The sequence below is a fragment of the Nocardia cyriacigeorgica genome, from assembly GCF_010868145.1.
Classification (GTDB): Bacteria; Actinomycetota; Actinomycetes; order Mycobacteriales; family Mycobacteriaceae; genus Nocardia; species Nocardia cyriacigeorgica_D.
Genome location: NZ_JAAGUY010000014.1, coordinates 12,093 through 36,880, shown reverse-complemented (window position 1 = coordinate 36,880; position 24,788 = coordinate 12,093). Strand labels below are relative to the sequence as shown.

The following is a 24,788-nucleotide window of genomic DNA, read 5'->3' as shown; positions in this document are numbered from 1 at the left end:
CCGAAAGGTCACGGATGAAGGTCGTCGTCGCCGGCTCGTCCGGACTGATCGGGACGGCGCTCGTCGCGGCATTGCGCCGCGACGGGCACCAAGTCGTCCGCTTGGTGCGCCGTCCCGCCGCGGCGGCGGACGAGTACGTATGGGATCCGGCTCGTGCCGATCTGGACGAGCAGGCGTTACGCGGTGCCGACGCCGTGGTCAACCTGTGTGGCGCGGGTATCGGCAGCCGCCGCTGGACCGGCAGCTATAAGCAGGAGCTGCGCGACAGCAGGATCACCCCGACCGACGTGTTGGCCGGTGCCGTCGCGGCGGCCGGGGTTCCGGTGCTGATCAATGCCAGCGGCGTGCATATCTACGGCGGCGATACCGGCGACCGGGTGGTCGAGGAATCCAGTCCCGCGGGAACGGGATTCCTGGCCACTCTGTGCCGGGACTGGGAAGCGGCCACCCTGCCTGCCAGCGCGGCGGGCACCCGTACCGTGCTGTTGCGCAGCGCGGTGGTGCTCGCCCGCAACGGCGGCATGCTCGGCATGTTGAAGCCGCTGTATCAGCTCGGGCTCGGTGGGCGGCTCGGTAACGGACGCCAGTACACGCCGTGGATCTCGCTGGACGACGAGATCGGCGCGATCCTGTTCGCGCTCACCAACGATGCCCTCTCCGGCCCGATCAACTCGGTTGGTCCCGCACCGGTCACGAATGCCGAGTTCAATCGCGCACTCGGTCGCGCGGTGCACCGGCCCGCACCGATGATCGTCCCGTCCTTCGCACTGCGCGCGCTTCTCGGTGAGTTCGCCCAGGAGGGGATCCTGCACGGCCCGCGCGCGATTCCCACCGTCCTCGAAGCCGCGGGCTACCAGTTCCAGCACCCGACCATCCGCGCGGCGCTCGCGGCGGCGGTGGGCGGAAACCACAAATGACGATCGACACCCGCTCTGACACTGTCATCCGGGACGCCACCGACGGTGACCTGCTGGCGATCCTGGACATCCACAATCGCGCCATCGCCGAAACCACCGCCATCTGGGACGAGGAGCTCGTCGGCCTCGACGAGCGACGCGCCTGGTTGCGTGACCGCACCGGCGCCGGACGTCCCGTGCTGATCGCCGAGGTCGACGGCGAGCTCGCCGGTTACGCCAGCTACGGCACCTGGCGCCCGAAATCCGGATACCGGCACACGGTGGAGAATTCGGTCTACGTCGGCGACCGCTTCCATCGCCGCGGTATCGCGTCTGCGCTGCTCACCGCGCTGATCGACCGGGCCCGCGCCGCCGGTGACGTACATGCGATGGTCGCGGCCATCGAAGCCGGCAACACCGGTTCGATCGCATTGCACGAACGCTTCGGTTTCCGGACCGTCGGCGTGCTGCCCCAGGTAGGTGTCAAATTCGGTCGCTGGCTGGACCTGACGCTCATGCAGCTGACGATCGGCCTCGGCGATCCCGCCTTGTGGCCCGCCGCGACTGGTGACAGGCCCGCGTCCGGCCGATAGCGGCTGGCGTAACGTCATGATGGTGAACCACACGCGCTCCATCACCCGGTCCGCTCGCTTCGACACCACACCCGTCGTCGTCGAGGACCTGGGGCTCATCGACTATCACCAGGCCTGGGACCGCCAGCGCGAGATCGCCGCGCAGCGCGCCGAGGGCACCGGCTCCGATCATCTGCTGCTGCTGGAACATCCGTCGGTGTTCACCGCGGGACGCCGCACCGAGGCCGAGGACCTGCCGATCGATGGCAGCCCGGTGGTCGAGGTCGACCGCGGCGGCAAGATCACCTGGCATGGTCCGGGGCAGCTCGTCGGGTATCCGATCATCCGGCTGGCCGAACCGGTCGACGTCGTCGACTACGTGCGCCGCCTCGAGGAAGCGCTGATCACAGTGTGCACCGGTCTTGGTGCCGTGTGCGGTCGTGTCGAGGGCCGCTCAGGTGTGTGGCTGCCCGCCGCAGGCCCGCTCGCCGAACGCAAGATCGCCGCCATCGGTGTGCGCGTGCAGCGCGGTGTCGCCTTGCACGGCATCTCGCTCAACTGCACTTCCATGGACGGTTTCGCCGCGATCATCCCCTGCGGCATCCGCGACGCCGGCGTCACCACCCTCTCCCGCGAGCTCGGACGGGAGGTCACGGTCGCCGAGGTCCGCCCGCTCGTCGCCGAGGCGATTGTTGCCGCGTTGAACGGGGAAATTCCCGTTTCGGCGCACGCTATCGAACATCTCACACCCGGGGATACGGCAGGCACGTCGGCCGAGGCGACCAGCGTAAGGTCGAACGCGTGACCTCAGCACAAGCACCGGCAGGCCGAAAGCTGCTGCGCATCGAGGCGCGCAACGCGGAGACCCCGATCGAGCGCAAGCCCAAATGGATCCGTACTCGCGCCACCATGGGCCCCGAATACTCCGAACTCAAAGGCTTGGTGAAACGCGAAGGCCTGCACACCGTCTGTGAGGAGGCAGGCTGTCCCAACATCTTCGAATGCTGGGAAGACCGCGAAGCCACCTTCCTCATCGGCGGCGAACAGTGCACCCGCCGCTGCGATTTCTGCCAGATCGACACCGGTAAGCCCGCCGCCCTCGACCGTGACGAGCCCCGCCGCGTCGCCGAAAGCGTTCAGGCCATGGGCCTGCGCTACTCGACCATCACCGGCGTCGCCCGCGACGATCTCGACGACGGTGGCGCCTGGCTCTACGCCGAAACCGTGCGCGCCATCAAGGCATTGAACCCCGGCACCGGCGTCGAACTGCTGATCCCCGATTTCAACGCCGTCCCCGACCAGCTCGCCGAGGTCTTCTCCTCGCGCCCCGAGGTCCTGGCACACAACCTGGAGACCGTCCCCCGCGTCTTCAAGCGCATCCGCCCGGCGTTCCGCTACGAGCGCTCGCTTGCCGTCCTCACCGCCGCCCGCGAGGCCGGCCTGGTCACCAAGTCCAACCTGATCCTCGGTATGGGCGAAACCCCCGAAGAGGTCACCCAGGCCATGCGCGACCTGCACGAAGCAGGCTGCGACATCCTCACCATCACCCAGTACCTGCGCCCCTCCCCGCGCCATCATCCGGTCGACCGGTGGGTGAAGCCGGAAGAGTTCGTGGAGCATTCGAAGGTCGCCGAGGAGATCGGCTTCGCCGGTGTCATGGCCGGGCCGCTGGTGCGTTCGTCGTACCGCGCCGGGCGTCTGTACGCGCAGGCGATGGCGCATCACGGGCGGGAAATCGCGCCTGCGATGGCGCATCTCGCCCAGGAGGGCACGGCGTCGCAGGAAGCCAGCTCGGTGCTGGCGCGGTTCGGTAGCTGACCAGTGCAACGCGGCTGACCCTACGGTCGGCGGGATTGGTCCCGATCTGGAAGCGGCGCGGCTAGAACCCGTTCTGGTCGAGCCATGTGTCCATTTCGGCGACGATGCCGCCCACCGTCGGCTCGACGGTGATGCCATGGGTGGCTCCCTCGACGGTGTGCACCGTGACCGCGGACGAGCCCGCGAAGAGATTGGCCTGCAGCTCGACTCGGTTCGCATCGAACACGAGGTCCTGGTTGCCGGACATGACCAGGACGGGGACATTGATCTGCCCGATTCGCGCGAGATTGATGGGCGCGGCGAGCAGCAGGGACAACATGTCACCGCACGGGTTCAGCTGTCGCGCCGCGGTGGCCTCGGGTAGCGCGGCGGGCGGGGTGTGTGCGAGGAAGTTCTTCTGATAGTCCGCCACGTCGCTGGTCAGATAGGCGTAGCCGGGAGCATCCTGTGACGGAGTCCCGCCGGTGGCACACCGCAGCCCCCAGTTCACAGAGCCGACGATACTGCTGAAGCTCAGGGCCGCATCGGCATAGGACAGGACCGCGATCGCGTCGACATCGCGGAACGAATACGCCGCGATCTGGGTGACGGCACCACCGAGAGAGTGACCGGTCAAGGCGATCCTGCCGAACCGGGGATGTATCTCGCCGGCGTAGCTGCCCTCACGCAACTGCTGGACGATCTGGTGCGCGATATCGGCTTGGCCGCCGATACAGCTGCCGAACCCGGGAGGGTGATCACTCGCGCCGTAGCCGATACGGTCGATCGTCACCGACACGTGCCCGAGCTCGGCCATCGTGTGTGCGTAGCCGGCCCCGACGGCGGGCATCCGCCAGAACCATTCACCGACCTCGAGTCCGTGCAGGTACAGCGCGCCGTTCGGCCGAGACGTCGGCGAGAGCTGCGACGCCGGGCCGGTCAGGTGGCCACGCACGGTGTACTGCTTACCGTCGGTCGGGCACGGCACCCCGGAGCGGTTGATGTTGGTCACCGTGAAGCTGACCGGCACGTCGAGCACCGCAGGCGCGGCGGCGGCCACGCCACCGGTCCCGGTGATCGTGGCTCCCGCTGTGGGCAGCCACGCCGCCACCACAACGAACACCGCGGCCACGACTACGCCACGAACTCGCCCGATTCTGGTGCTCACCGATCGCGCCATCGCAATGCCCATCGTTTCCGGAGGATTGTCGGCGAACTCCACGCTAGAGCACGCCCCGGGACAACGGCCATACCCAACTAGCAGCCCATGGGTTCATCACCTGCCGCGAAACTGCGCGCGCCGCGCGAGCCGTGTGGTGGGATATTCCACCATGAAGGCATTCGCAGGGAGTATGGCAGCGCTGTCCGCCGCGATGTTTTCGATCTTCGCGGCAAGCCCAGCCTCCGCGGCCCCGATCTGCCCGGGTGCCGGGCAGCCGACATCGGTGGCGGCCACGGTCAGCGGTGCGTTGGAAGGCTTGACCGTCGATGACCGCGGCCGCGCCTTCACCACGGACGCCACCACCGGGCGCGTCTACCGGATCGACGCGCCAGCCGCGCCGGCCGTCCCCCTCGCCACCGTCCCCAGCGGCGGCGCGGGCGCGCTCGCGTGGACGCCCCACGGCACACTGCTCGTCGGCTACGGCGCCGACGCCCGCACCGCGTTCGGCGATACCCTCCGGCACGCGGGCATCGTCGAAATGGACCCGAACACCGGCGCACTGACCCCGTTCGCCTCCGGACTCAGCGCCGCCAACGGCATGGCCACCGCCGATAACGGCACCGTGTACGCCACCAACGATTTCGGTTCACTCATCGGCAAGGTCCACCCCGACCGCACCGTTCAGGCCGATTGGGCATCGTTCCCGAGCGCCAACGGCGCTGTCCTGGGCCGCAACGACGAATTCCTCTATGTGGGCCGCACTTTCGCCAACCCCGGCGTCAGCCGAATCCCGACCACCAACCCGGCAGCTCCGCAATCGCTGCTCGACCTCACCGGCGGCGAAGCCCTGTCCGCGCCCGACGGCCTGACACTGGATTCCCAGGACCGCCCAGTGGTCCCCCTGAACACCGCAGGCCAGGTCATCCGTGTCGACGCACCGAACCAGTACTGCATCCTGAGCACCGGCAACCCCCTAACCAGCGTCGTCACCTACGGCCGAGGCACCAAAGGCTTCTCCGCCGGCCGCCTCTTCGCCGCCACCTTCACCGGTGTGATCTACGAAGTCCCTGGCGGTTTCGACCCCGAGGCGCGCACGGCGGCGCCGTAATCGCCCGGAGTCGTTGTCTGCTGAGCAGATTGAGGCGAGCAGCGCCCGTTGAATAAGGATCGTCGGCGAGCAATCGACGTGGACTCCCCTCAGATAGCACAGTGACAGTCATTCGCCGGCCAACGGCTCAGCCATGAATAGACATATCCGTGGTGACGACCGGACGAGCCAGTACGCTCGGAGGGAGTTCGCGAGACACGACGCATCCAGACGACGAAGTGGGGAATTCGATGCTGGAAATCGCGCATCTGGTGCGCAGATTCGGCGATAACGTCGCGGCCGACAATGTCTCCTTCACCGTGGCCCCGCAATCGATGACCGGCTTCGTCGGCGCCAACGGCGCAGGTAAGACCACGACCATGCGGATGATCATGGGCGTCCTGGCCACCCATGGCGGCGAGGTCAGGTGGAACGGACATCAGGCCACTGCCGAGGACCGCAGAGCGTTCGGCTATATGCCGGAGGAGCGCGGTCTCTACCCCAAGCAACCGGTGCGCGATCAGCTGATCTATCTCGCCCGTTTGCGCGGACTGCCGACATCCGAGGCCAAGCGGCAGGCCGATGACCTCCTCGAACGCTTCTCACTCCAGGATCGTGGCAACGACAAACTCGAGTCGCTTTCACTCGGTAACCAGCAGCGCGTGCAGATCGCCGCTGCACTCATCGCGCAGCCGTCCGCCCTCATTCTCGACGAACCGTTTTCCGGTTTGGACCCTGTTGCCGTCGACGCGATGGCCGACCTGCTGGGACAGTACGCGGCCCAGGGCGTGCCGGTGCTGTTCTCCTCCCATCAACTCGATCTTGTCGAGCGACTGTGCGACCACCTGGTGATCCTCGCGAAGGGTCGGGTGGTCGCCGACGGTTCGGCTGAACAGCTGCGCGCCGCAGGCCCGGTGCGTCATAGGCTGCGGGTTGGTGGCGATACGGGCTGGCTGCATGAATTCCGCGGCGTGCGGGTCGTCGAGAGCAATGGTTCTGCGGTATTGCTCGAGTTGGACGGCGCCAGCACCGACGCTCTCCTTACCGAGGCACTCGCCCGTGGCTCGGTGCATGAACTGGCCGAGGTCCGACCCTCCGTCGCCGAGATCTTCCGCGAGGTGACCGCATGAGCACAGCACCCCGACGCGCCTGGCTGATCGTCGCCGAACGCGAGATCGCAGTGAAGCTGCGCGACCGGAACTTCCTGGTGTCCACCATCGTCACCATCGTTGCCATCGTCGCCTCCCTCGCCATCAGCGGTTTCCTGTCCGGTCGCACCGAACAGATCAATGTCGCGATCACCGACCCGGCGGCGGGCCAAGTCGTCACCACCGCCAACGCACTCGCCGATCTAGCGGACACCGACGTCACCTTCACCGCGATACGCGTGGCCGATACGGGCGCGCTCGAGCAGCAAGTTCGAGACGGTGACGTCGAGGCCGGGCTGCTCGCCGAACCCGGCGGCTGGCGACTCATCGGCGATACGACAGAAAACGACGACGCCAAGACCTTCGTCACCGCCGCCGCCCAGCAGATCGCCTTGGAACACAACGCCACCGCCGCCGGGATCTCGCTCGAAGAACTCGCCCGGGGCAGCGCCGTCACCTACGACCTTCTCGACGAAGCGGCGGTGGACGCCGGGCTGGCCACCGTCGTCGCGATCGTCTTCGCGTTCCTGTTCTATCTGTCGTCGATCCTGTTCGGCATGTCCATCGCACAGAGCGTGGTCGAGGAGAAGCAGAACCGTATCGTCGAGATTCTCGCCAGTGCGATCCCGGTCCGCCAGTTGCTGATAGGCAAGGTGATCGGCAATACCATCATGGCCTTTGCCCAGCTCGCGTTGTTCGTGACAGCCGGATTGATCGGGTTGGCGTTCACCGGCCGCGGCGGCCAGGTCGCGCAGATCGCCGGTGCGGCAGGCTGGTTCATCGTCTTCTTCGTCGTCGGCTTTCTGGCCCTCGCGGGTCTGTGGGCCGTCGCCGGGTCCCTGGCGACGCGCAGCGAGGACCTGCAATCCACCGCAACACCGATGACCGTGCTGATCATGATCGTGCTGTTCGCGGGTATCTTCGCCACGGGTGGTGCGCGGGTGATCGCCTCGTACGTCCCGGTGGTGTCGATCGTCGCGATGCCGGCTCGTCTCGCCGAAGGCAGCGCAGCATGGTGGGAGCCGATTGTGTCGTTGGCGATCATGGCTGCCGCCACCTACGGCATTGTGATCGTCGCGGAGAAGGTGTATCGCCGCTCGCTGATGCAAACGCAGCGACGGCTGACGTTTCGCCAGGCACTTGCCCTGAGCGACTGATAGGCACCCTGAGCGCCACACTGTGCCAGACACTTCACCGTGACGGGATGGCTGCTCGCCATCCATCTCGGCCATAACCGACCATTCATAACCTCACAGTCGCATACTGTGACCTGTGCGTGTTCCAGATGGGGGCTGCCACCCCACCCCCAATTATTTGGGCATGACCTGCATATCCACACGCCAACCAGCAATGACATCCCATGACCCGACAAACTCTGAAACAACCCCTTGTCAGTTTAAACGGTCGCTTGGTATGTTGCCTCGGTCACAGTAGAGACGTTTACGTGACCCCTCCCAGATTCGTCCCGACACCTGGGAGGCTCGCAACAAACCTCATAGAAGGAGATTTGCTATGGGTTCGCTCAGCGACCTGCTCGGCGCCATGATTCCGGCGCTCGGTTCCGCCGTGGCGGGCGATGGCCTGCTGGACGTCTTCCTCGGCTCGCTCGAGGGCCTCAAGACCTTCATCGCCTGATCGCCGCGCATCAGACTCTCGATCTACCGGGTCCGACCCTTCGGGCCCGATCGTCAGACAACGCTAGGAGAAAACCATGGGATCGCTCATCGACATTCTGGGCATGGGTACCGCGAGCCTCGGCGAGCACGGCACCAATATCGTGAACGCGCTGATCACCCTGAGCGGTGGCACGCCTGCGCCCGGCAAGTAGACCCCAGAGAACGATTCGGGGGCGCCCGCATACGTGGGTGCCCCCGATCTCCATGTGATCGGTAGTGCGGATGAATCTCGGTAAGTTGCGCAAAATCACTTCGGCCGCATGCGCTTTCGCGCTGGTCGCGACTCCCATCGCCGTCAGCGGGTCGCTGGCGTCCGCGGCGCCCGGTGCGGTCGTGGTGAGTCAGTACGCCGGCACGGGACAACTCGTCGAGATCAAAGTCTTCTCACCGTCGATGCAGCGCTCGATCGCTTTGAAAGTGCTGCGCCCCAGAGACACTGGCGTTCCCGCACCCACCTTGTATCTGCTGAACGGCGCCGGTGGCGGTGAGGATGCCGCGAACTGGTTCGGCCAGACCGACGCCGTCGGCTTCTTCGCCGACCAACACGTCAACGTCGTCATCCCGATGGAGGGCGCGTTCAGCTACTACACCGATTGGCAGAACCCCGACGAGGGCCTCGCCGAAACCCTCGAGAACAACGGCCGCAACATGTGGGCCACCTTCCTCACCAAAGAGCTTCCGCCGGTGATTGATTCGACCTTCGCGACCACCGGAGTGAACGCCCTCGCCGGCATCTCCATGGCAGGCACCTCGGTCCTCGACCTCACCATCCAGTCTCCCACGCTCTACCGCAGCGCCGCTGCCTACAGCGGCTGCGCGATGACCAGCGACCCCATCGGCCAGGCCTTCGTCAAAACAGTTGTCGATATGGGCGGCGGCGAAGCGGAGAACATGTGGGGTCCCTTCGACAGCGACCTGTGGCGCCAGCACGACCCCTACCTCCAAGCCCACCGCCTCCCCGACATCCCGATGTACATCTCCAGCGGCAGCGGCTTCCCCGGCATCCACGACACCCTCGCCAACGCCCGCCTCGACAACGACACCCGCAAACTCCTCAACCAAACCCTGGTCGGCGGCACCATCGAGGCGGCGACGAACTTCTGCACGACCAGGCTCGCCCAGCGCACCGCCGAACTCGGCCGCAGCAATATCACCTACAACATTCGGCCGATGGGGACGCACTCGTGGGGGTACTGGCAGGACGATCTGCACAGTTCCTGGCCGATGATCGCGGGGTCGCTCGGAATATGAGGCAGCTGGTGCGAAACGCGCTGACAGGTAACCGGAACTCGGCACAGGGCGAGAGCGCCGGATTATCCGTCGGCCCAGAACAATTAGCGCCGCGCGACGCGGTTTTCGTGTACGACGAAACCGACCGCCACCTGTCGAACATCATCGCCGTCTACGCATTCACCGCCTCCACACCCCTGACCTACGAGCAGGTCACCGAATGGATGCAGGCTCGACTCGGACTGTCGAAGCTCTTCCACCGCAGGCTCCAGCGCGTCCCGATGGACCTGGACCTGCCCTACTGGGTATCCGATCCGATCCTCGATCTTCGCGACCACGTTTTCCTCAGCACCCCCGCGACCTGGGATGACGCCCGCCGCGTCATCGCCGACCTGACCTCCACCAGAATGGATCTCTCCCGCCCACCATGGGAACTCCACGTACTGGATCAGGTTGGCGACGTGCCCGGGCAATCCGGCGACACCACTTTCGTAGTCCTGAAGTTCCACCACAGCGTCGGCGACGGCGTAGCAACCCGAGAACTGGAACTGAAACTCTTCGGTGACGGCCCCCTATACCCGCCCGCCCAACTCGACCCCCGCTGGCCGACACTCACCACCGCCCTCCACACCGCCGACGCCCTCACCCTCGGCACTCTCCGCTTCGCTACCGGCCTCCGCCGCACGCGCCCGGCCGCAACAGAAGTCGAATCCCACGCCGACTCCGACAAACTCCACCAGCCACTCCCCCACCGCCCCGCCACCCGCTTCAACCGCCCCATCAAGCATCCACTGACCTTCGACCTGGTGACCATCCCCCTGGCCGAAGTCCTGAAAGCGAAAGCCAACAGCCGCTTCCGCATCACCCTCAACGACCTGATGCTGGCCACCATCGCGGGCGCGTTGTCCACCTACCTCTCGGAAAAGAACGAGCTCCCAACGGGTTCCTTGGCCGCCATGGTCCCGATGTCCATGCGCCCCATCACCACCTGGACGTCGGCGAATCAACTCGTCCAGATGTACGTCGACCTCCACACCGACATCGACGACCCCATCGAACGCCTCCAAGCCATCCGGAATTCCGCCACCCTGGAGAAGCAACGCAACTCCGCCCAGTCTGTCCTCCGCACCGAATCCCGAGTCGAAACCTCCCCGTCCTGGCTCCTCCGCCTGGCCGGCTGGGCGCGATCACAACGCAGTTTCGAAGCAGCCGAAACCGTTCCATTGGTGAACACGACCATCAGCAACGTGCCTCCGGTCGCCACCGCACTCGAGTTCTGCGGCCGACCGATTGCCAGGATCTTCGGCGTACTCCCGACTATGGATGGAGACGGGCTACGTCATCTGATCACGTCCCAGGGCGACGAGATCGTCATCTGCTTCAGTTCAGATGATGCGATGATGCCGGATCCCGACCACTACCGCTCGCTGATCCTCGGTGCGTTCCGTGAACTCGCTGGATCGCTCAGTCCGGTTCAGCAGTAGAACAGGAATCCCACCTTCCCGCAGCAGCGTCGAAGCCCACAGCACCTCGGCATGGACTTGGGGCCGACCACCAGAGCGCATCAACGGCGCAGCCCTCACGCACCGAGTTCGGCCGCAGCCCGGAATTCACTGGGGCGCAACCCCCGATGCCGCTTGAAAGCCGCACTGAATCCGAACGCGTCCGCGTAGCCGACGGCTTTCGCCACCTGCGCCACGGTGCGATTCCCGTCCGCCAATAACTCCTCTGCCTCGTCCATCCGGCATTCGGTGAGGTAGGCCAGCGGCGTCTGCCCCATCAGCTCGGAGAACCGCCGCGCGAACAACGCGCGCGACACTCCCGCCTCAGCCGCCAAGGACGCGACCGTCCAACCGGCAGAAGGTTTCCCGTGCATCGCTTCCAGCGCCGGCCCGACCACCGCATCAGCCGGTCCGCGGTACCAGCCCGGCGCGTTGCCGTCCTGTCGATCGAACCAGTCACGCAATGTGCACACCAGTCCCCAATCGAGCAGCCGGTCCATCATCGCCTGCGCGCCGGCGGGCCTGCGAATCGCGTCGGCGGCCACCGATTCCATCCACGCGCACACCTCCGGGTCGTCGGTGACCACCAGGACCGGCGGTATCGCACGCAGCAGGCGTTCGTGTCGCCGACCCGACGTCCGGTAGGCCCCGACGATCAACGCGGTCTCACCGGCCGGATCGTTACCCCAGCGTCCACCGCCCAGCGCCGCATCGCATTTCGGATCCGGTGCGAAACAGGCGATTTCGTACTCCTCATGCGGCCGATCGACGGTATCCGCCCGGTCGACGAAGAGAAACGGCTCGGACCCGCGCACCACCGCGGTATCGCCCGCCGTGATCGACCGCTCGGTACCGTCGGCCAGCAGTAGTGTTCCTCCGCCACGCAGCACGGTGATCATGGTCAGCGGAGCGCGGTCGGCGAATCGGATACTCCACGGGGCCTCCAGCACCGCGTTGGTGAGTACGGCCCCGTCAGCACGAATACCGCTCAGCAGTGTGCTCAATGGATCCACACCCCCACAGTAGACGAACTCCTATCAGATGTAGATCTTCACCCATAGATCGTCCACGCAATACGCGGTGAAATTGCAGCAGACCGCACAACCGAGCTATCCGGACCACCGGATCGAACTGGAGGACCCCGTGTCGCAGCCGCCGACCGACGCCACGACCACCCGCACCGCCCTCGTCGTCGTCGCCCATCCCCGCCGCGATTCCCTCACCGCCCACATCGCCCAGTTGGCCACCAGCCGCCTCACCGCGGCCGGCTACCGGATCGACCTGCTCGATCTGCACGCCGAGAACTTCGACCCCCGGATGACCGCCGCCGACCTCCCCGAATGGGGCAACCGGGACAAGCCCTACTCCCCCGAAACCGAACACCACATGCGCCGCATCCTCGCCGCCGACGTGATCGTCACGGTGTTCCCGGTGTACTGGATGCAGGTCCCAGCAATCCTGAAAGGCTGGATCGATCGAGTCTGGAACTACGGCTTCGCCTACGGCCGCAGCAAACCCCGCCTCGCCGGAAAGCGAATCCTGTGGCTCGGCCTGGCCGGTGCGGCGGATGACGACGCGATCACCGAACTCATGCAGGAAGCACTGAGCACCCAACTCAACGACGGCCTGGCCTACTACTGCGGCTTCACCCAGTCATCGGTTGGGCTGCTGCCCGGGGCGGAGGAGAAGCGGCAGCGGTTGGACGACGCGGGCAACTTCCTGCTCGACGATGCGCTGACCGGTGCGGTTCGCGATGCCCATTACGCGGGGTTGGAGAGTCGGGCGGTGGGGTTTGTCGATGAATTCCTTGCCGGGGACCGGGTGTCTGTCTGATTGCCGGAGATTTCGTGCCCGACCGCTGGGAAGTGGTCGGGCACGAGCCTCATCGACCGACCGCTACCGCCGACCGAACCCTCCGCATCGGCCGCCTCTCCGCCGCCAACTACCGAATCCCAACGCGGCCAACGCCCCAAACGTCCGCTTCGCCCCAAAACCCACCAAACGTGCGATCGTCACCGGCACAGCCGCCACATGGGCCACCATCGATGATGGCACCTAGACGTGGGCAATTATCGACGAGACGTACCAGATGCGCTCCGAGGACCCAACCGTCTCCGGTCTCCCGGCACCTGCCCGCCTCCGCAGCCTCCGTCGTCTCGGGGCCATCTACCCCTTGACGCCCTTCCGCGACGGCACCAACCCAACGCCGCCTCGAAAAACGCGATCCACGACCTCCACAGTTCGCTGGACGAAGCGTTGGACCTGGCCCACCGAAACCGGCTCGGCTGGTACGAACTCTCGCCCTCCATACCCTGCGCACCGACCGCGAAGCCGTAGCCGCCTTCGTCTGCCGCCTCCTCGAACACGGCGCAACCGCCCTCTCCGAACAGGGCAGCCATGCGGTCACGACCGAGCATCGCGATCGGGACGGCACATCGGGATCAGGCGCCGTGCGGGCGGCGTCGCGCGGACGCCGGGCGAACCGATCACCGTCGACACGGCAACCGGCTGCAAGGGCAGGAGTGCGACGTGACGATAGTGCTGCACCCGCTGTGGAGGCGTCGTGATGCGAGCGCATTCCATTGGAGACCGGCCGGTTGTGCGTGCTTACCTTGCGGCACGGCATGCCTGCATCGTCGTAGGACGTGCCAGCATTCCCGAACTGCTCGACACTCATCCCTCGGCAGAGCCGATGCACTTGTGTGCGAGTGAAGTTCCCGGACCGCTGGGGGGCTAACCAGTCGGCGCTCAGCCACCTCACCGAATCGCGCATCCCGATCCAGCGTTGTCTAGGAATCGTTGGGGCACTGCTGCTCTGGGGTCGCGGCGGCATAGAAGGCAGTCGCGTACGTCGCCTGCGCGGTGTGTTCGGCGAGCACACGGCCATCGACGATGATCCGGCAGGTCACCTTGCCCTCCGAAGACGGGCTGTCCGCCTGGACACTGGCCCGTCTCGAATACCCACCGACCATCGCTTCTTGCCGCCAAGGCTGCGACGACTGGCTCTCACTCACGAAGTTCTCATCACGTGTGTAATACATGATGACTACGTCCGCTCCAGTCCCGCCTCATACGCGACCAAATACCCCGAGCCTCTTTCCGCCCTTCCTCAGAGAACTTCACATCGAACACTTCGAACACGGGTAGCCCACCACCACGGGCGCCACGAGAAACACCACGATCGGACCGACGATCCGTGGCCAGATGGGCTTCTTCAGCGGCTGCGGCGGAGGCCGCCCGGCAGATGACCAGAGACCGATGACCTGACGATGGTTGCGGCCCGCCGCAAGGACCAAACATTAGCGATCCCTCATCGCTACTCACGACACTCCGCCGGCGTTGTCCTCGGTAATCCGCTCAGCGATATCAGAAAGAGTCTCGTTACTCCCTACCGTCCATCTCGTTGTGCCGCGGACACCAGACGGCGCCGGGTATCCGGCCTCGATCATCATGGTGATGACCAGGTTGCTCGGGGAATAACGCTTGCCGTCTGCTTCCCACACGAGCGGATTTACGGTGGGACGTTCATTGGTCCACTTGGCCCTACCGCGGGCAGGGTTCTCGTCCACCCATGGAACCAGCAGATCCTTCTCACGCTTGGTATCTGGACGGAACTCGAGCAACACTCCCTCTGCCAAGGCGCCGGCGCCTTGAATAACCTTGACAGCGTCTTGTTTACGCTGCGTTCGACCGCTCTTCGCATGCCGAGCCGTCTGGCCTCGCTTGGGCGACGCAGACTTCGGCGCAGAGCGTGTAAACGTTGCCGTGTCGAACAGTTCCGCCGGTTCGCCGGTGTACCGACTGAGGGTCGAGGTCACCAGCTCGCGACATTTCGTGTGGTTCTTGAACAAGGGCGCCAGGAACGCGCCCGGATAATGTTCGTCGACTACCTGGCCGAGCAGTATACTCAGTTCTCGGGTAAAGTCGGCGACCGGCTTCAGTAACCCAGCCGACTCGGCTTCTGGGTCCTTGAGAATCGATGGACCGACCTGGGACAAAGCTAGGTGCGCGATCAAGCGATTACCGTGGACCAGAATGCCCGTAGCACGACTGTCGTCCAGCGCTTCGCGCATACGCGCGAGCTGTCCGTCGACGATTCGAAGCGCCAGGACGCTGTTCCACATTCTTGCGATATCGAGGTCGCTCGGAAACAACTCCCGGTAGATGGGATCATCTGCGGAGGCCCAGAGCAAGCTAACCTGACGTTTCGCGTCGACGGCAAATGTGGGATCGGAGTGTGAGCACGCCAAAGCTATCGCTGCTTCCTCCACATCACAGCCATCGTCGCCTGCGACCGGCTCAGCGCTCCTCTTGAGGCCGTAGCTCTTGTCGAATTGGAGCCGCAACTGAGCCCGGATTCTGTCTTGGTGCGGGTCCAAAGCGATGAAATCTCGTGCGTCTACACCATTTTGCGTATTCGTTGCCCGAGTGACCGACGAGGCGAAGCTATCCGGGCAGCCCTCCAGACCGATCACTCGAATCCAGATTTCTGCATCATCCAGGAGCGTCTCGTCCTCTTGCATCACGGCATGGATGCTGGCTACGGTCTGCGCACCGTTGACTACCGTCGCTCCGGAGAGCCGGAAGAGTCCGTTCGTCCTGCTGTGGCTATCACGGGCGGCGCGACCGATTCCTTCGGCCAGCACGGTGATCCCGTTGTTGAAATACCAGAAATGATAAGGCTCGTCGCGAAGAGTCGTAATCAGCGCCTCGTTGACTGCTGTCCTTCCGAGGGCATTACTATCCGGTGATACGGGGGCCAGATCCCAGCGCTGAACCGCTGCCGTCGAAGGACCTCGTCCTCGAGGCGTGCACCGGACGCCTCATCACCGATCACCCCGTCTTATGCTCGGCCAACGAACTCGCCTACCTCCATATCGCCGCCCAGCGCGTCCCCGACGCCCGGAATCTGCTCCACCGCCGCATCGAGCTGATCCGCCACATCGACTGCTGGCTGGCCCGCGAACTCCCACCCGCCCACGGCGGCGCCCATCTGCACACCGAATCGGTTGGCGCCGTGGTCGATCGCCTCGCCCGCTACACAGCGTCGGCACGAATGTCGCTGCTGTCCGACGACACAGTTCTCGAACGCCACTACGCCTGGCAACGCCTAGCCGAACTCGCGGTCGGCTATAGCGATCTCGCCTACGAGGTCGGCGCAGGCATTCGGCGAATCCCCGACCTCGGCCACCCTAGGCCCGCGACCACTGGCCCGGATAGCCGATAGCGACCGCCCGGTTTGTATGGCCGCCGAAGCAACGATCCCGCCAGACCCGAAAACCTTTACTTGCCCAACTCGGAGGTTGCATATGCCGACCGAACTCCCCCGACGCCAACCCGGACAGTTGCGCATCCCACCGCCGAAATTTCTCCCGACCCGCCAGCGAATGCCCGACCTGTCCGTGTTGACCCGATTGGCTGAGGCCCTGCGCCACGGGCAGTCCGAACCCGACCTGGGCAGGCAGCGATGACGGAACTCGACAAACAGACTGCCGCCCGGCTGCGCTTTCTCATTGCCCGCGCCCAGCGCGCCGGTTACCAACTTATCGCCGAACCGACAGGCGATGGCTGGGTGCTGGTAGATATTCACGACGGCCAGCGACTGTTCGAATCCGGCTCCCTTGCTGGCGTCGAACAGTACTTGAACGAGTAGCGCTTCGGGCTTCGACTGAACACCCTCACTGCCGACAGATTCGAGCGCGAGCTTTTCGGCCAGAGCAACCCCACAATCGCGGCCTCGCCGCGCCGGGGCAGTCTGCGGAGCCGATCCCCTCGCCTCATTCGTAGGAGGCAACAAGTACCGGCAGCGCGTCTACTTGACGCCAGGCTGCCGAACACCGATTCGGACTCAGCCACGACCGGCCCAAGTGTCCAGCACGCGACATCGTGGGCGGAGGCGGCCACATCGATGGCGGCCGACGTAGAGGCGGCCAGCTCGCCCGAACCGTGGAGAAGAACAGGACCGCCCGCGGTGCACCGCACCCTTGACCAGCCGGTAGCGTATGTCAGCGTGAGTGTGGGGGAAACGCCGGTAACCAGCGACAGCGTCATGGTTGTGCCCGAACAAGTGCGCGCGGTCGGCCAGTACATCTTTGGAGTAGCTGATGTCCTGCGATCCGCGTTGGATCGCGCGGCGCGGGATGTGGATTCACTGACCGACGGCGGTTGGCGTGGCGGTGCCGCGACTCAGTTCGCCGAAGGCTGGACCGAACTGCGCGACGGCGGTGTGCAGATCATCGCGGCTTTGACGGGAATGGCCGAGAAACTCGGCGTGACCGCCGACAACTATCAGGCGCGCGACGAAGGCACAGCGGCTGCGCTCACGCAGTCGAGCCTGAATATCGTGTTATGAGTACCGAGTTCGAAGTCAACCTCACCGAGCTGGAGAATCTGGTGGCACGGTTGGCAGGCCTGGCCGGCTTCATCGCCGATCACCTCGACGACATCGATGACAAAGTCGCCGGACTCCAGGGAACGGGATGGGAAGGCGTCGCAGCTCAGGCATACACAGATGCCCATCGTCAATGGGCTTTAGGTGCACGCGAATTCGCTGAAGGCATCCAGGATATGAGTGAGGCCGCGAAGGCCGCACATGGACGCTATACGCGCGCGATCGCGGCCAATGCACGAATCCTGTCGAGCGGTCAACCGTGAACGACACCTTGCGTGTGGATTGGACAACCTTCTACGAGGCCGCTGCGCAGTGCCATCAGCTCGCCACCGATCTGCGAGCCGCTGACAAGCCTGTGCACGATGCGGTCAAGACGGAATGCGCAGGCATGGCCGGCGACGCCCCCGGATGCAGGCAATGGGGCGAGAAATACGATCAGGTCGCCCTCGACACCATGCAGACCTGCACCAATCTCGCGGACGCGCTCACCAACTTCGGGTACGCGCTCTATGCCATGGGCTATCACTACGGGCAGGAACCCGGCACACCACCCGCCCCGCGGCCGACGATTCACGCGATGTCCGAGCACAAGGTCTCGATCCCGGCATCGAACGCAGACAACGGAAACGGCATCGAACGCGACGATTCCGTCGGCGTCGAGGAGGTCTTCGATGCGGTGCTGACCAAGGTGGGCGCAGAGTTCGGCAAGCTCCCCAACGGCGACACCGACAAGCTCGACAAAGCGTCCTCCGTCTGGAAAACCTTCGCCGAGAACGAGACCGTCACCGGCGCCGCCGCCCGCATCGAGTCGATCAAATCCCTGTTCGACAACACCGTCGACCCCACCAACCTCCCCACGATCCTCGGCCACCTCGACACACTCCACGGTGGAGCCACCCAACTCGCCGCCGCCACCACGAACATCGCCGCGCCGGTCTCGGCCTTCCACACAGGCACCGTCGACGTCCGCGCCGCGTTCGAATCAGCACTGAAAACCGCCCTCATCGCGATCACCGCAACCCTTGTCGTCGCCGCAGCATCCGCATGGTTCACCTTCGGTGCGAGTTTGGCCGCCGCCGGTGGCGGCGTCACCGTTGTAGCCGCCGACGCCGCGGTTGCCATCAGCACCGCCTACCGCGCCAGCAAACTCTTCCAAGCCATCGGATTGACCGCGGCCGCAGCGGGCGGAGCGGTCACCGCAGGGAAAATCGACGCGTTCGACTCAGTTCCGGCCATGGGCACCGTCATCACCGGCCTCGCCACCATCATCGCGATGAAGGTGTTCATCGACGAGGACGACGCAGGTGGAGGCGACACGGGTGAGTCCACTTCGACCTCGGGACCAGCCACAGCCGCAGAAGTCGAGAAGGCGATCGAAGCGCGAACCGCTCCTGGCAACAACAAGCCCCATCGCCAGGTGGATACCGAGTCTGAAATGCGGCAATTGTATGATGATCTGACCCGCAACGGTGAGCCGATGGATCTCGGAAGTTATCCAGGTCGCGGCGCACGCTTGCCGGATGGCACCGAAATACGTATTCGTGACAGTAGCACCAGCGGTGGCGCAACCATCGACATAAAGTATCCGCACAGAACTAAACCGGTAAAGGTGCATTTGCCAAATGGATGAGAAACTTGAGAATTTTCTACTCTATGGCATATCCGATGATTGGGCGGCGATCGGCGAATTCCATGGGACTGCCGAGAAGCTGGACCGTGTAAATTTCTCACGACAGCGTGTCTTGGAGATAGTCGAGGAGCTTGCGGAAGCTGGTCTGATCAGGCTGGGCGCGTTCCCCGGAAACGGTCGTTCGTGGGAGCCATGGGATGCGTCGATCGATGAGGCAATCCATCGCATAGCATACGGATATAACGGCCAGCGGGGTTATTTGTCGATCGCAGACGAGGAGATCGGTTCGAACGAGGTGTTTCGAGCAGAAATTACCGATGCGGGCGTAAGGCGTTTGCGAGAATTGGGCGACCCATACGAAAAATATGGGGATCCGTGGTCCGATGATCCCTTCCTAAGGGCTTGAAAGCAAAGTACCAAGGATATAGTGGTCCGACATCCCAATGTGCACGCACCTAGGAAATGAACAAAAAGCTCGACCATCCACTCCAAGTGAATTGGCCGCGAGATTCAGCGAGGACTATCGCCGTGAGATCGAGAATCATAAGTATCGCCTCGGTTCCACCGAAGTCACCATATTGGACCTTGCCGCCGCATGGGCTGCCCACGTCGACAAAATCGATACCGACCGACCCAAGTCGCTCATGGATCGCACTGCGTGGGGTGGCTACGACCTGTTAGCTGCCATGTCTATGCGAACTTCGTTCGATAACTGCCTCCAAACCTTCCCAGAGCCAATCGCGGGAAGCCTGGAGGATATGATCAAGCCATTCGACGATAGATTCCGCTCGATAACAGTTCCAGATGAAAAGGGACTCGTAGGATCGTTCGCGGAAGAAGATACTACGATGCACCCGTGGTGGTGGCATCGAGTCCCGGACTCCGGGCCAATCCTCGAAGAACTGTTGCGTTCCTGAGGGTCTACAACGAATGGAGGCCTACATGGAGGCGAACTTTGGCTTGGAGTTATCACTATTCGTTACATTCACAGCTTTCTCCGAACGAGCTTAAAGAGATCCATTCCTGCTCGATCAGCTACTCCTCCCGAGAATATCGGGATGCTATTCGATTGGCGGCCGCTTGGGAGGCTCACGTGGACAAGATCGATCGCGACAGAGAGCATCCGCGGACCGACCGCAGCGTCCTCCAGACGCAGCGGCACCACCTGATCGCGCCATCTACCGGCCCACTCGTCCAGGAGCCCTTCTAGATCGTGCAGGTCCGCAACTGCGTTGTACGAGAGAAGTTCGCATCCTCTCCCACCAGCGCAGGGATTGCGGCCCCACATTCTCACAGCTCTGCACGAACCCAGCCTCAAGCTCCCGCACTACAGAAGTCGCATCCGGCTCGGATCGGGCAGCGCGTGTGGTCGGGTGACCCGGGGCGTCAAACTCAGGCCACAGAGCGTTGCGGTACTCAAGTGCACCGCGAAACGCACTGCCCCTCTACACAACTCGAGAACCGAACCAATCGGAAGGTTTCGCCTGCACCCGACGCAATCTCCGTCGGTCCGGCACAATGGCTCTGCGGACTATTCGTCAGAACAGGGGGTTTCGATGAGCGACGGCTGGGAGTTGCGAGTTCTGACCGGGGCAAACAGCTTATTGACCGAGCGGTTGACGCGAGAGCTGCGTTCCCATCTCGGCTCGCACGGTGTCGAGTCGAGATTCGCCGAAGCTGCGACGGTATCCACTGGGCACAAGAGCGGGGTTAGCCTGGAGCTGATTCTCCTTGTTAGCGCTGGCTTTTCGGCTGGATCAGCGCGAGTGCTGACCACGCTGATCCGGGAGTGGTGCGAGCGGGACCGACGCCGACAGGTCGAGATGCGTTTCAACGGCAACAGCGGAGAGCTCGTCATCGACGGCAACAACGACGAGCAGCTCGCGGTGATCGACAGGTTCGTCGAGGAGATGAAGCAACGGCACCCCGATGAATCTGGGCAACGGACCGTCGCCGATCCGCGGACGGAGCACATCGCGCCCGAAACGGAGCCGAACCGATGAGCCGGATGACGAGGCGTCGCGCACTGCTCATCGGCAATCAGACCTATGTCGATGCCAGTTTCGACGCTCTCCCTTCGGTCCGTGCCGATCTGGCCTTTGTCGGGCAAGTTCTTGATGACCGTCGGATAGGTGGTTTCACCGAAGTCAGACGTTTGATGGATCTCTCCGCTGATCAGATGCGGGAGGCTATTTACGACTTCCTCCAGGACAGTCGCGACGACGAGCTCGCCGTTCTCTACTTCTCCGGGCACGGGACGCGCGCGATCGATACCACCGGTGAGTTCCACTTCATTGCCACCGATACCGACACCAGACGGCTCGAGCACACCGCGGTTCGTGCGCACTATGTGAACGATCAGCTAGAGCAATGTCCAGCCGCGCAGAAAGTCGTCATCATCGATAGCTGCCTCAGCGGGGGCTTTGCGACGGGATTCCGCACTTCGGACCCCACACCGAAGGGGGCGGCGGGTGAAGAGTCGGTCAAGCAGGTCTCCGCGCTGGAAAGCCGTGGGGTGTACGTTGTTTCGTCATCTCGCGCAGGAGAACGGTCATTTGCCGGCCGCGATGAGTCGGAGCCCTCGGTGTTCACCAATGTGCTCGTCGAGGCGCTGCGCACCGGTGAGGCTGCTCGCGGCCGCACCGACGTGTCGGTGAAAGACTTGTTCGAGTATGTCAATTCCAAGTTGCGCAGCAACGGGGCAGGCCAGATCCCCGTGATCTCCGCATCGGGGGTGGACGACCGGATCGTCCTCGCCTCCTGTCCACAGGCACCGATCGACCTCACCCCTGGACCACCACCTATCACCGGATCGGACCTTCCTGTCTCATCCGGTAAGTCAGGTCCGCCGGCGTGGACCCAGCTGCTCGACTACTACAGCCATTGCCTGCGCGCGGAGTCCGATTCCTGGCTCTCGGCCGACGACGACGGGGAGACCTACGTCGTGCTCGAGGACAGCGAGCGGATCCTGGTCGGTGATATGGATTCCGACCATTCGATCGCGGTGCCCGCCGAGGCCGGCGACTTGGTCGCCGAATCCGTTACCGGGCATCAGCAATTGTGGGCCGGATACCCGGCCGTCGTCGTGCAGCACCGCGTGCAGCGCACACGGCGCAACAACCGAGCATCGAAGCAGTTCGCGCCACTGCTGATCCGTCGGGTGGAGGTGGTCGAATCTCACGGCACTCGCCGCCTGAGTCCCGTCGGTCCCCCGATCGTGCATCCCGCGCTACTCAGTGAGTTCATGACCCCGGACGAAGCGACTGTATTCGTGCAGACCTTCCAGCCACACTGGCATGCGGGTAGTCGAGCGGAGATGGCCAACGACATTCGACAGATACTGCGCAACGACTTCGAGATCACGCAGGTCCAGGAACTCGAACCGGAATTTCTGGAATCGACACTCGACATCGACACGCCGACCGACGGGGCGCGCAATGCAGCAATTCTGTTTCGGATGCCCGACGCCGATTCCGGCCCGAACAAGAAGCTCCTCGCCGACCTCCGCAACCTGAGAGACAAGGTCGCGGAGATCCCTCGTACCGCGCTCGGCGCGATCGCACCCGCCACCGTATCGGCGCAGCGGATCGATGGCGATGCGGTCAGGGTGGTCACACCGCTGGACTGCAACGAAGCCCAGGAAGCAGTGATCCGATCGGCCATGACACAACCACTCACCGTCGCGACCGGCCCGCCGGGTACCGGAAAGAGTCAGTTGGTGGTGAACCTGGTCGCGACAGCAGTGGCCAACGCGCACACCGTGTTGGTCGCTTCGACGAACAATCGCGCGGTAGACGAGGTGTGGGAGCGCTGCGAACAACTGCTGCCGGGCACGGTGATCCGCACCGGAAACTACGACAATCGCGGCAACGAACAAGCCGGGCTCACCAACCTCACTCGGCTGACCGCGCCCGATACAAACATCCAGACGGCAGCGCTGGAGGTGGATTACACCAACGAGGAAGTCCAGCGCCGACGCGAATTGCTGGATGATGTCGCCCGCGCCGAACAGCGATTGCTCGATATTGCCCGCCACCGTGTCGAGTTGAGCGACAAGCTCGACCTCGGCGATGCACAATGCCGAACACTATTCGAAGCACACGATCCGCAGGCCTTGGTGCGCCGATGCAGGAACGCACTTCGCTTTGCGCTGTTCGCCAAGTGGCGCAGCAGACGACTGATGCGCCGCCTCGGTATCGACGATGAAGCACGCGACCCGCGTCGAACCGTCGAACTATTGGCGGAGCTCGCCCACGCTGAAGATGCTTGGCGGCAGGCGACCGCCGACCAGACTTCGCGGATTGGGGATGATGATCTGCTGTCCGGCGTACATCAGGCCGCGGAATCGACCCGCACTGCGTCACGCAGGTTGCTCGACTCGACAGTGCGCACCGTCGCGCAAACGAACCGACGGTACATCGACGCGCTCTTGAACCACCGATCCGGCAGCGACTGGGCAGTCCGGACCGCAGCATTGCGCGGGGCGCCGGCCTGGGCAGTGACGGCGCTGTCTGCACGCAACTTCCCACCGAACCCCGGTCTCTTCGACCTCGTCGTGATCGACGAGGCGAGCCAGTGTTCCATCCCCGCCGTTCTCCCCTTGCTGTTCCGCGCGAAACGGGCGCTGGTGATCGGCGATCCGATGCAGTTGGACCATATCGCGACACTCGACGTCCAGGCCGCGACGGCTGCCGAACGGATGGCGGATGTCTCGCCGATCTGGTTGGACCGCAACGATATGTCCTACGTGCGGCACTCTGCCTTCCATGCGGCCGCGCGCGCAGCGGGTGGCAGCCTGCTGCTCGACGAGCACTTCCGCTGTCACCCTACGATCGCGGCAACCGCCAACAATCTGTTCTACAACGGACGCCTCACCGTGATGACCGACGTCAAGAGACTGCGTGCGCCGGTCGAGGATGCGGTTAGCTGGCATCGAACCGAAGGTGCGGCTGAGCGAGCCAAGAAGGGTTCCTGGACCAACCCTTCCGAGATCCGGGCGGTAACCGACCTGGTCACCCAGCTGACCCAACCCGGCCGACTCCCGGATAACGTCACGATCGGCGTTGTGACTCCGTATCGGCCCCAAGCTGACGCCATCCGAAAACGACTGGGCAGGGACGACATTCGGGTTGGAACGGTCCACACCTTTCAGGGAGGCGAATGCGACATCATCATCTTCTCGCTCGTTGCCGCACCGAATATGCCCCGCGGATCGATCGACTGGATCGATAAACAACCGCACCTGTGGAATGTCGCCATCACCAGGGCACGGTCGCAACTTCACGTCATCGGTGACGAACGAGTCTGGCAGCAGCGCCGCATCGGACAAGAACTGCTGGCCGCCGCGACGGGCCGCCCGGTCGAGACACAACCCTCGAGTGAGCTGACCAAACTGCTGTACCGGCGGCTCAGAAACGCAACCGAAACCGACTTCGGGACCACCGTTCTCGGTCACCACACCGATGCCGTCGCTCGATACGACGACGGAACTGCTCATGCCTACGTTCTCGACCCAGGATGTGCCGACGCTCGTCCCGCACGTCACCTGCGCGTAATGCTCGAGCAGACCCGACTTCGGGTGGACCCGGACCGTCGGACCCATGCCCATCGTGTTCCGGCATGGCAGCTCTACCTGGACTGACCGATTCCTTTTTGCGGAGCACATATGTGCCAGTACGACATCCGATGCCCGGTCGG

At 64.2% G+C, this 24,788-nt stretch carries 23 protein-coding genes; 19 read left to right on the top strand and 4 right to left on the bottom strand.

The genetic code is table 11. The features are described from left to right. Positions 1–14 precede the first annotated feature (14 nt). From GV792_RS17420 to lipA, 4 genes are read left to right on the top strand one after another with little or no spacing between them, the layout of a single operon-like run. Positions 15–917: a TIGR01777 family oxidoreductase gene (locus GV792_RS17420; protein WP_163825189.1), complete on the top strand. Its 903-nt coding sequence runs from the start codon at positions 15–17 to the stop codon at positions 915–917. Continuing rightward, positions 914–1,489 (top strand): GNAT family N-acetyltransferase, encoded by a 576-nt coding sequence (locus GV792_RS17415; protein ID WP_163825188.1) that lies wholly within the window; start codon positions 914–916, stop codon positions 1,487–1,489. Before GV792_RS17420 ends, GV792_RS17415 begins: the two co-directional genes overlap by 4 nt. 16 nt (positions 1,490–1,505) lie before the next feature. Further along, a complete protein-coding gene (gene lipB, locus GV792_RS17410) occupies positions 1,506–2,273 on the top strand; it encodes a lipoyl(octanoyl) transferase LipB (protein WP_178124432.1) in 768 nt (255 codons plus the stop codon). Continuing rightward, positions 2,270–3,286 carry a lipoyl synthase gene (gene lipA, locus GV792_RS17405; protein ID WP_163825187.1) on the top strand — a complete coding sequence of 339 codons (1,017 nt, stop codon included), beginning with the start codon at positions 2,270–2,272 and terminating at the stop codon, positions 3,284–3,286. Before lipB ends, lipA begins: the two co-directional genes overlap by 4 nt. Positions 3,287–3,347: 61 nt before the next feature. Here lipA and GV792_RS17400 read toward each other — a convergent pair whose 3' ends face one another. After that, complete coding sequence (locus tag GV792_RS17400) at positions 3,348–4,433, bottom strand: alpha/beta hydrolase (protein WP_163825186.1); 1,086 nt, start codon at positions 4,431–4,433, stop codon at positions 3,348–3,350. Positions 4,434–4,596: 163 nt separating this feature from the next. Here GV792_RS17400 and GV792_RS17395 point away from each other — a divergent pair, with 163 nt between their 5' ends. The 6 genes from GV792_RS17395 (at position 4,597) to GV792_RS17375 (ending at position 11,052) form a co-directional block, all read left to right on the top strand. Next, on the top strand, positions 4,597–5,535 hold the full coding sequence (locus GV792_RS17395; RefSeq protein WP_163825185.1) for an SMP-30/gluconolactonase/LRE family protein: 939 nt from the start codon (positions 4,597–4,599) through the stop codon (positions 5,533–5,535). A 230-nt stretch (positions 5,536–5,765) separates the two neighbouring features. Further along, positions 5,766–6,644: an ABC transporter ATP-binding protein gene (locus tag GV792_RS17390; RefSeq protein ID WP_163825184.1), complete on the top strand. Its 879-nt coding sequence runs from the start codon at positions 5,766–5,768 to the stop codon at positions 6,642–6,644. Further along, on the top strand, positions 6,641–7,819 hold the full coding sequence (locus GV792_RS17385) for an ABC transporter permease (RefSeq protein ID WP_163825183.1): 1,179 nt from the start codon (positions 6,641–6,643) through the stop codon (positions 7,817–7,819). The genes GV792_RS17390 and GV792_RS17385 overlap by 4 nt, the downstream gene beginning before the upstream one ends. 355 nt (positions 7,820–8,174) lie before the next feature. Next, positions 8,175–8,297, top strand: coding sequence for a hypothetical protein (locus GV792_RS29645; protein WP_256668652.1), 123 nt, complete (start codon positions 8,175–8,177; stop codon positions 8,295–8,297). A gap of 263 nt (positions 8,298–8,560) precedes the next feature. Continuing rightward, positions 8,561–9,589 (top strand): alpha/beta hydrolase, encoded by a 1,029-nt coding sequence (locus tag GV792_RS17380; protein ID WP_175583162.1) that lies wholly within the window; start codon positions 8,561–8,563, stop codon positions 9,587–9,589. Further along, entirely contained in the window at positions 9,586–11,052 is a 1,467-nt protein-coding gene (locus GV792_RS17375; RefSeq protein WP_163825182.1) for a wax ester/triacylglycerol synthase family O-acyltransferase, read from the top strand. The genes GV792_RS17380 and GV792_RS17375 overlap by 4 nt, the downstream gene beginning before the upstream one ends. Before the next feature lie 95 nt (positions 11,053–11,147). Here GV792_RS17375 and GV792_RS17370 read toward each other — a convergent pair whose 3' ends face one another. Further along, positions 11,148–12,083, bottom strand: coding sequence for an AraC family transcriptional regulator (locus tag GV792_RS17370; RefSeq protein WP_163825181.1), 936 nt, complete (start codon positions 12,081–12,083; stop codon positions 11,148–11,150). 67 nt (positions 12,084–12,150) lie between these two features. On the opposite strand from GV792_RS17370, the gene GV792_RS17365 reads away from it, so the two are divergent. Next, the gene (locus tag GV792_RS17365) at positions 12,151–12,903 is read left to right on the top strand and encodes an NAD(P)H oxidoreductase (RefSeq protein ID WP_309139121.1); all 753 of its coding nucleotides are present in this window, start codon (positions 12,151–12,153) and stop codon (positions 12,901–12,903) included. A 956-nt stretch (positions 12,904–13,859) separates the two neighbouring features. On the opposite strand, the gene GV792_RS17360 is transcribed toward GV792_RS17365, so the two are convergent. Then, positions 13,860–14,084: a hypothetical protein gene (locus tag GV792_RS17360; protein ID WP_163825180.1), complete on the bottom strand. Its 225-nt coding sequence runs from the start codon at positions 14,082–14,084 to the stop codon at positions 13,860–13,862. A 306-nt stretch (positions 14,085–14,390) separates the two neighbouring features. Then, positions 14,391–15,833, bottom strand: a complete 1,443-nt coding sequence (locus GV792_RS17355; RefSeq protein WP_163825278.1) for an AIPR family protein — start codon at positions 15,831–15,833, stop codon at positions 14,391–14,393. On the opposite strand from GV792_RS17355, the gene GV792_RS17350 reads away from it, so the two are divergent. The 8 genes from GV792_RS17350 to GV792_RS17315 all read left to right on the top strand — a co-directional run bounded on the left by GV792_RS17350 (position 15,818) and on the right by GV792_RS17315 (position 24,732). Then, the gene (locus tag GV792_RS17350) at positions 15,818–16,297 is read left to right on the top strand and encodes a DUF4254 domain-containing protein (protein WP_309139120.1); all 480 of its coding nucleotides are present in this window, start codon (positions 15,818–15,820) and stop codon (positions 16,295–16,297) included. The two genes, GV792_RS17355 and GV792_RS17350, sit on opposite strands and share 16 nt — an antisense overlap. 240 nt (positions 16,298–16,537) lie before the next feature. Continuing rightward, positions 16,538–16,723, top strand: coding sequence for a hypothetical protein (locus GV792_RS17345; RefSeq protein WP_163825179.1), 186 nt, complete (start codon positions 16,538–16,540; stop codon positions 16,721–16,723). 357 nt (positions 16,724–17,080) lie between these two features. Next, positions 17,081–17,422: a WXG100 family type VII secretion target gene (locus GV792_RS17340; protein WP_175583341.1), complete on the top strand. Its 342-nt coding sequence runs from the start codon at positions 17,081–17,083 to the stop codon at positions 17,420–17,422. Then, entirely contained in the window at positions 17,419–17,724 is a 306-nt protein-coding gene (locus tag GV792_RS17335; RefSeq protein WP_163825178.1) for a WXG100 family type VII secretion target, read from the top strand. Before GV792_RS17340 ends, GV792_RS17335 begins: the two co-directional genes overlap by 4 nt. A gap of 413 nt (positions 17,725–18,137) precedes the next feature. Continuing rightward, on the top strand, positions 18,138–19,091 hold the full coding sequence (locus GV792_RS29085; protein ID WP_175584483.1) for a hypothetical protein: 954 nt from the start codon (positions 18,138–18,140) through the stop codon (positions 19,089–19,091). Then, positions 19,084–19,497: a hypothetical protein gene (locus tag GV792_RS17325; protein ID WP_163825177.1), complete on the top strand. Its 414-nt coding sequence runs from the start codon at positions 19,084–19,086 to the stop codon at positions 19,495–19,497. Before GV792_RS29085 ends, GV792_RS17325 begins: the two co-directional genes overlap by 8 nt. Before the next feature lie 1,150 nt (positions 19,498–20,647). After that, entirely contained in the window at positions 20,648–21,094 is a 447-nt protein-coding gene (locus tag GV792_RS17320; protein ID WP_163825164.1) for a hypothetical protein, read from the top strand. After that, positions 21,091–24,732 (top strand): caspase, EACC1-associated type, encoded by a 3,642-nt coding sequence (locus GV792_RS17315; protein ID WP_163825176.1) that lies wholly within the window; start codon positions 21,091–21,093, stop codon positions 24,730–24,732. Before GV792_RS17320 ends, GV792_RS17315 begins: the two co-directional genes overlap by 4 nt. The last annotated feature ends 56 nt before the right edge of the window (positions 24,733–24,788 follow it).

Excerpts from the sequence above, each read along its gene's own strand:
- GV792_RS17325 (WP_163825177.1), top strand. The coding sequence starts at position 19,084 with ATGGATGAGAAACTTGAGAATTTTCTACTCTATGGCATATCCGATGAT.
- GV792_RS29645 (WP_256668652.1), top strand. The coding sequence starts at position 8,175 with ATGGGTTCGCTCAGCGACCTGCTCGGCGCCATGATTCCGGCGCTCGGT.
- lipB (WP_178124432.1), top strand. The coding sequence starts at position 1,506 with ATGATGGTGAACCACACGCGCTCCATCACCCGGTCCGCTCGCTTCGAC.
- GV792_RS17335 (WP_163825178.1), top strand. The coding sequence starts at position 17,419 with ATGAGTACCGAGTTCGAAGTCAACCTCACCGAGCTGGAGAATCTGGTG.
- GV792_RS17395 (WP_163825185.1), top strand. The coding sequence starts at position 4,597 with ATGAAGGCATTCGCAGGGAGTATGGCAGCGCTGTCCGCCGCGATGTTT.
- GV792_RS17375 (WP_163825182.1), top strand. The coding sequence starts at position 9,586 with ATGAGGCAGCTGGTGCGAAACGCGCTGACAGGTAACCGGAACTCGGCA.
- GV792_RS17315 (WP_163825176.1), top strand. The coding sequence starts at position 21,091 with ATGAGCCGGATGACGAGGCGTCGCGCACTGCTCATCGGCAATCAGACC.
- GV792_RS17385 (WP_163825183.1), top strand. The coding sequence starts at position 6,641 with ATGAGCACAGCACCCCGACGCGCCTGGCTGATCGTCGCCGAACGCGAG.
- GV792_RS17345 (WP_163825179.1), top strand. The coding sequence starts at position 16,538 with ATGACGGAACTCGACAAACAGACTGCCGCCCGGCTGCGCTTTCTCATT.
- GV792_RS17415 (WP_163825188.1), top strand. The coding sequence starts at position 914 with ATGACGATCGACACCCGCTCTGACACTGTCATCCGGGACGCCACCGAC.
- GV792_RS17390 (WP_163825184.1), top strand. The coding sequence starts at position 5,766 with ATGCTGGAAATCGCGCATCTGGTGCGCAGATTCGGCGATAACGTCGCG.
- GV792_RS17320 (WP_163825164.1), top strand. The coding sequence starts at position 20,648 with ATGAGCGACGGCTGGGAGTTGCGAGTTCTGACCGGGGCAAACAGCTTA.
- GV792_RS17420 (WP_163825189.1), top strand. The coding sequence starts at position 15 with ATGAAGGTCGTCGTCGCCGGCTCGTCCGGACTGATCGGGACGGCGCTC.
- GV792_RS17380 (WP_175583162.1), top strand. The coding sequence starts at position 8,561 with ATGAATCTCGGTAAGTTGCGCAAAATCACTTCGGCCGCATGCGCTTTC.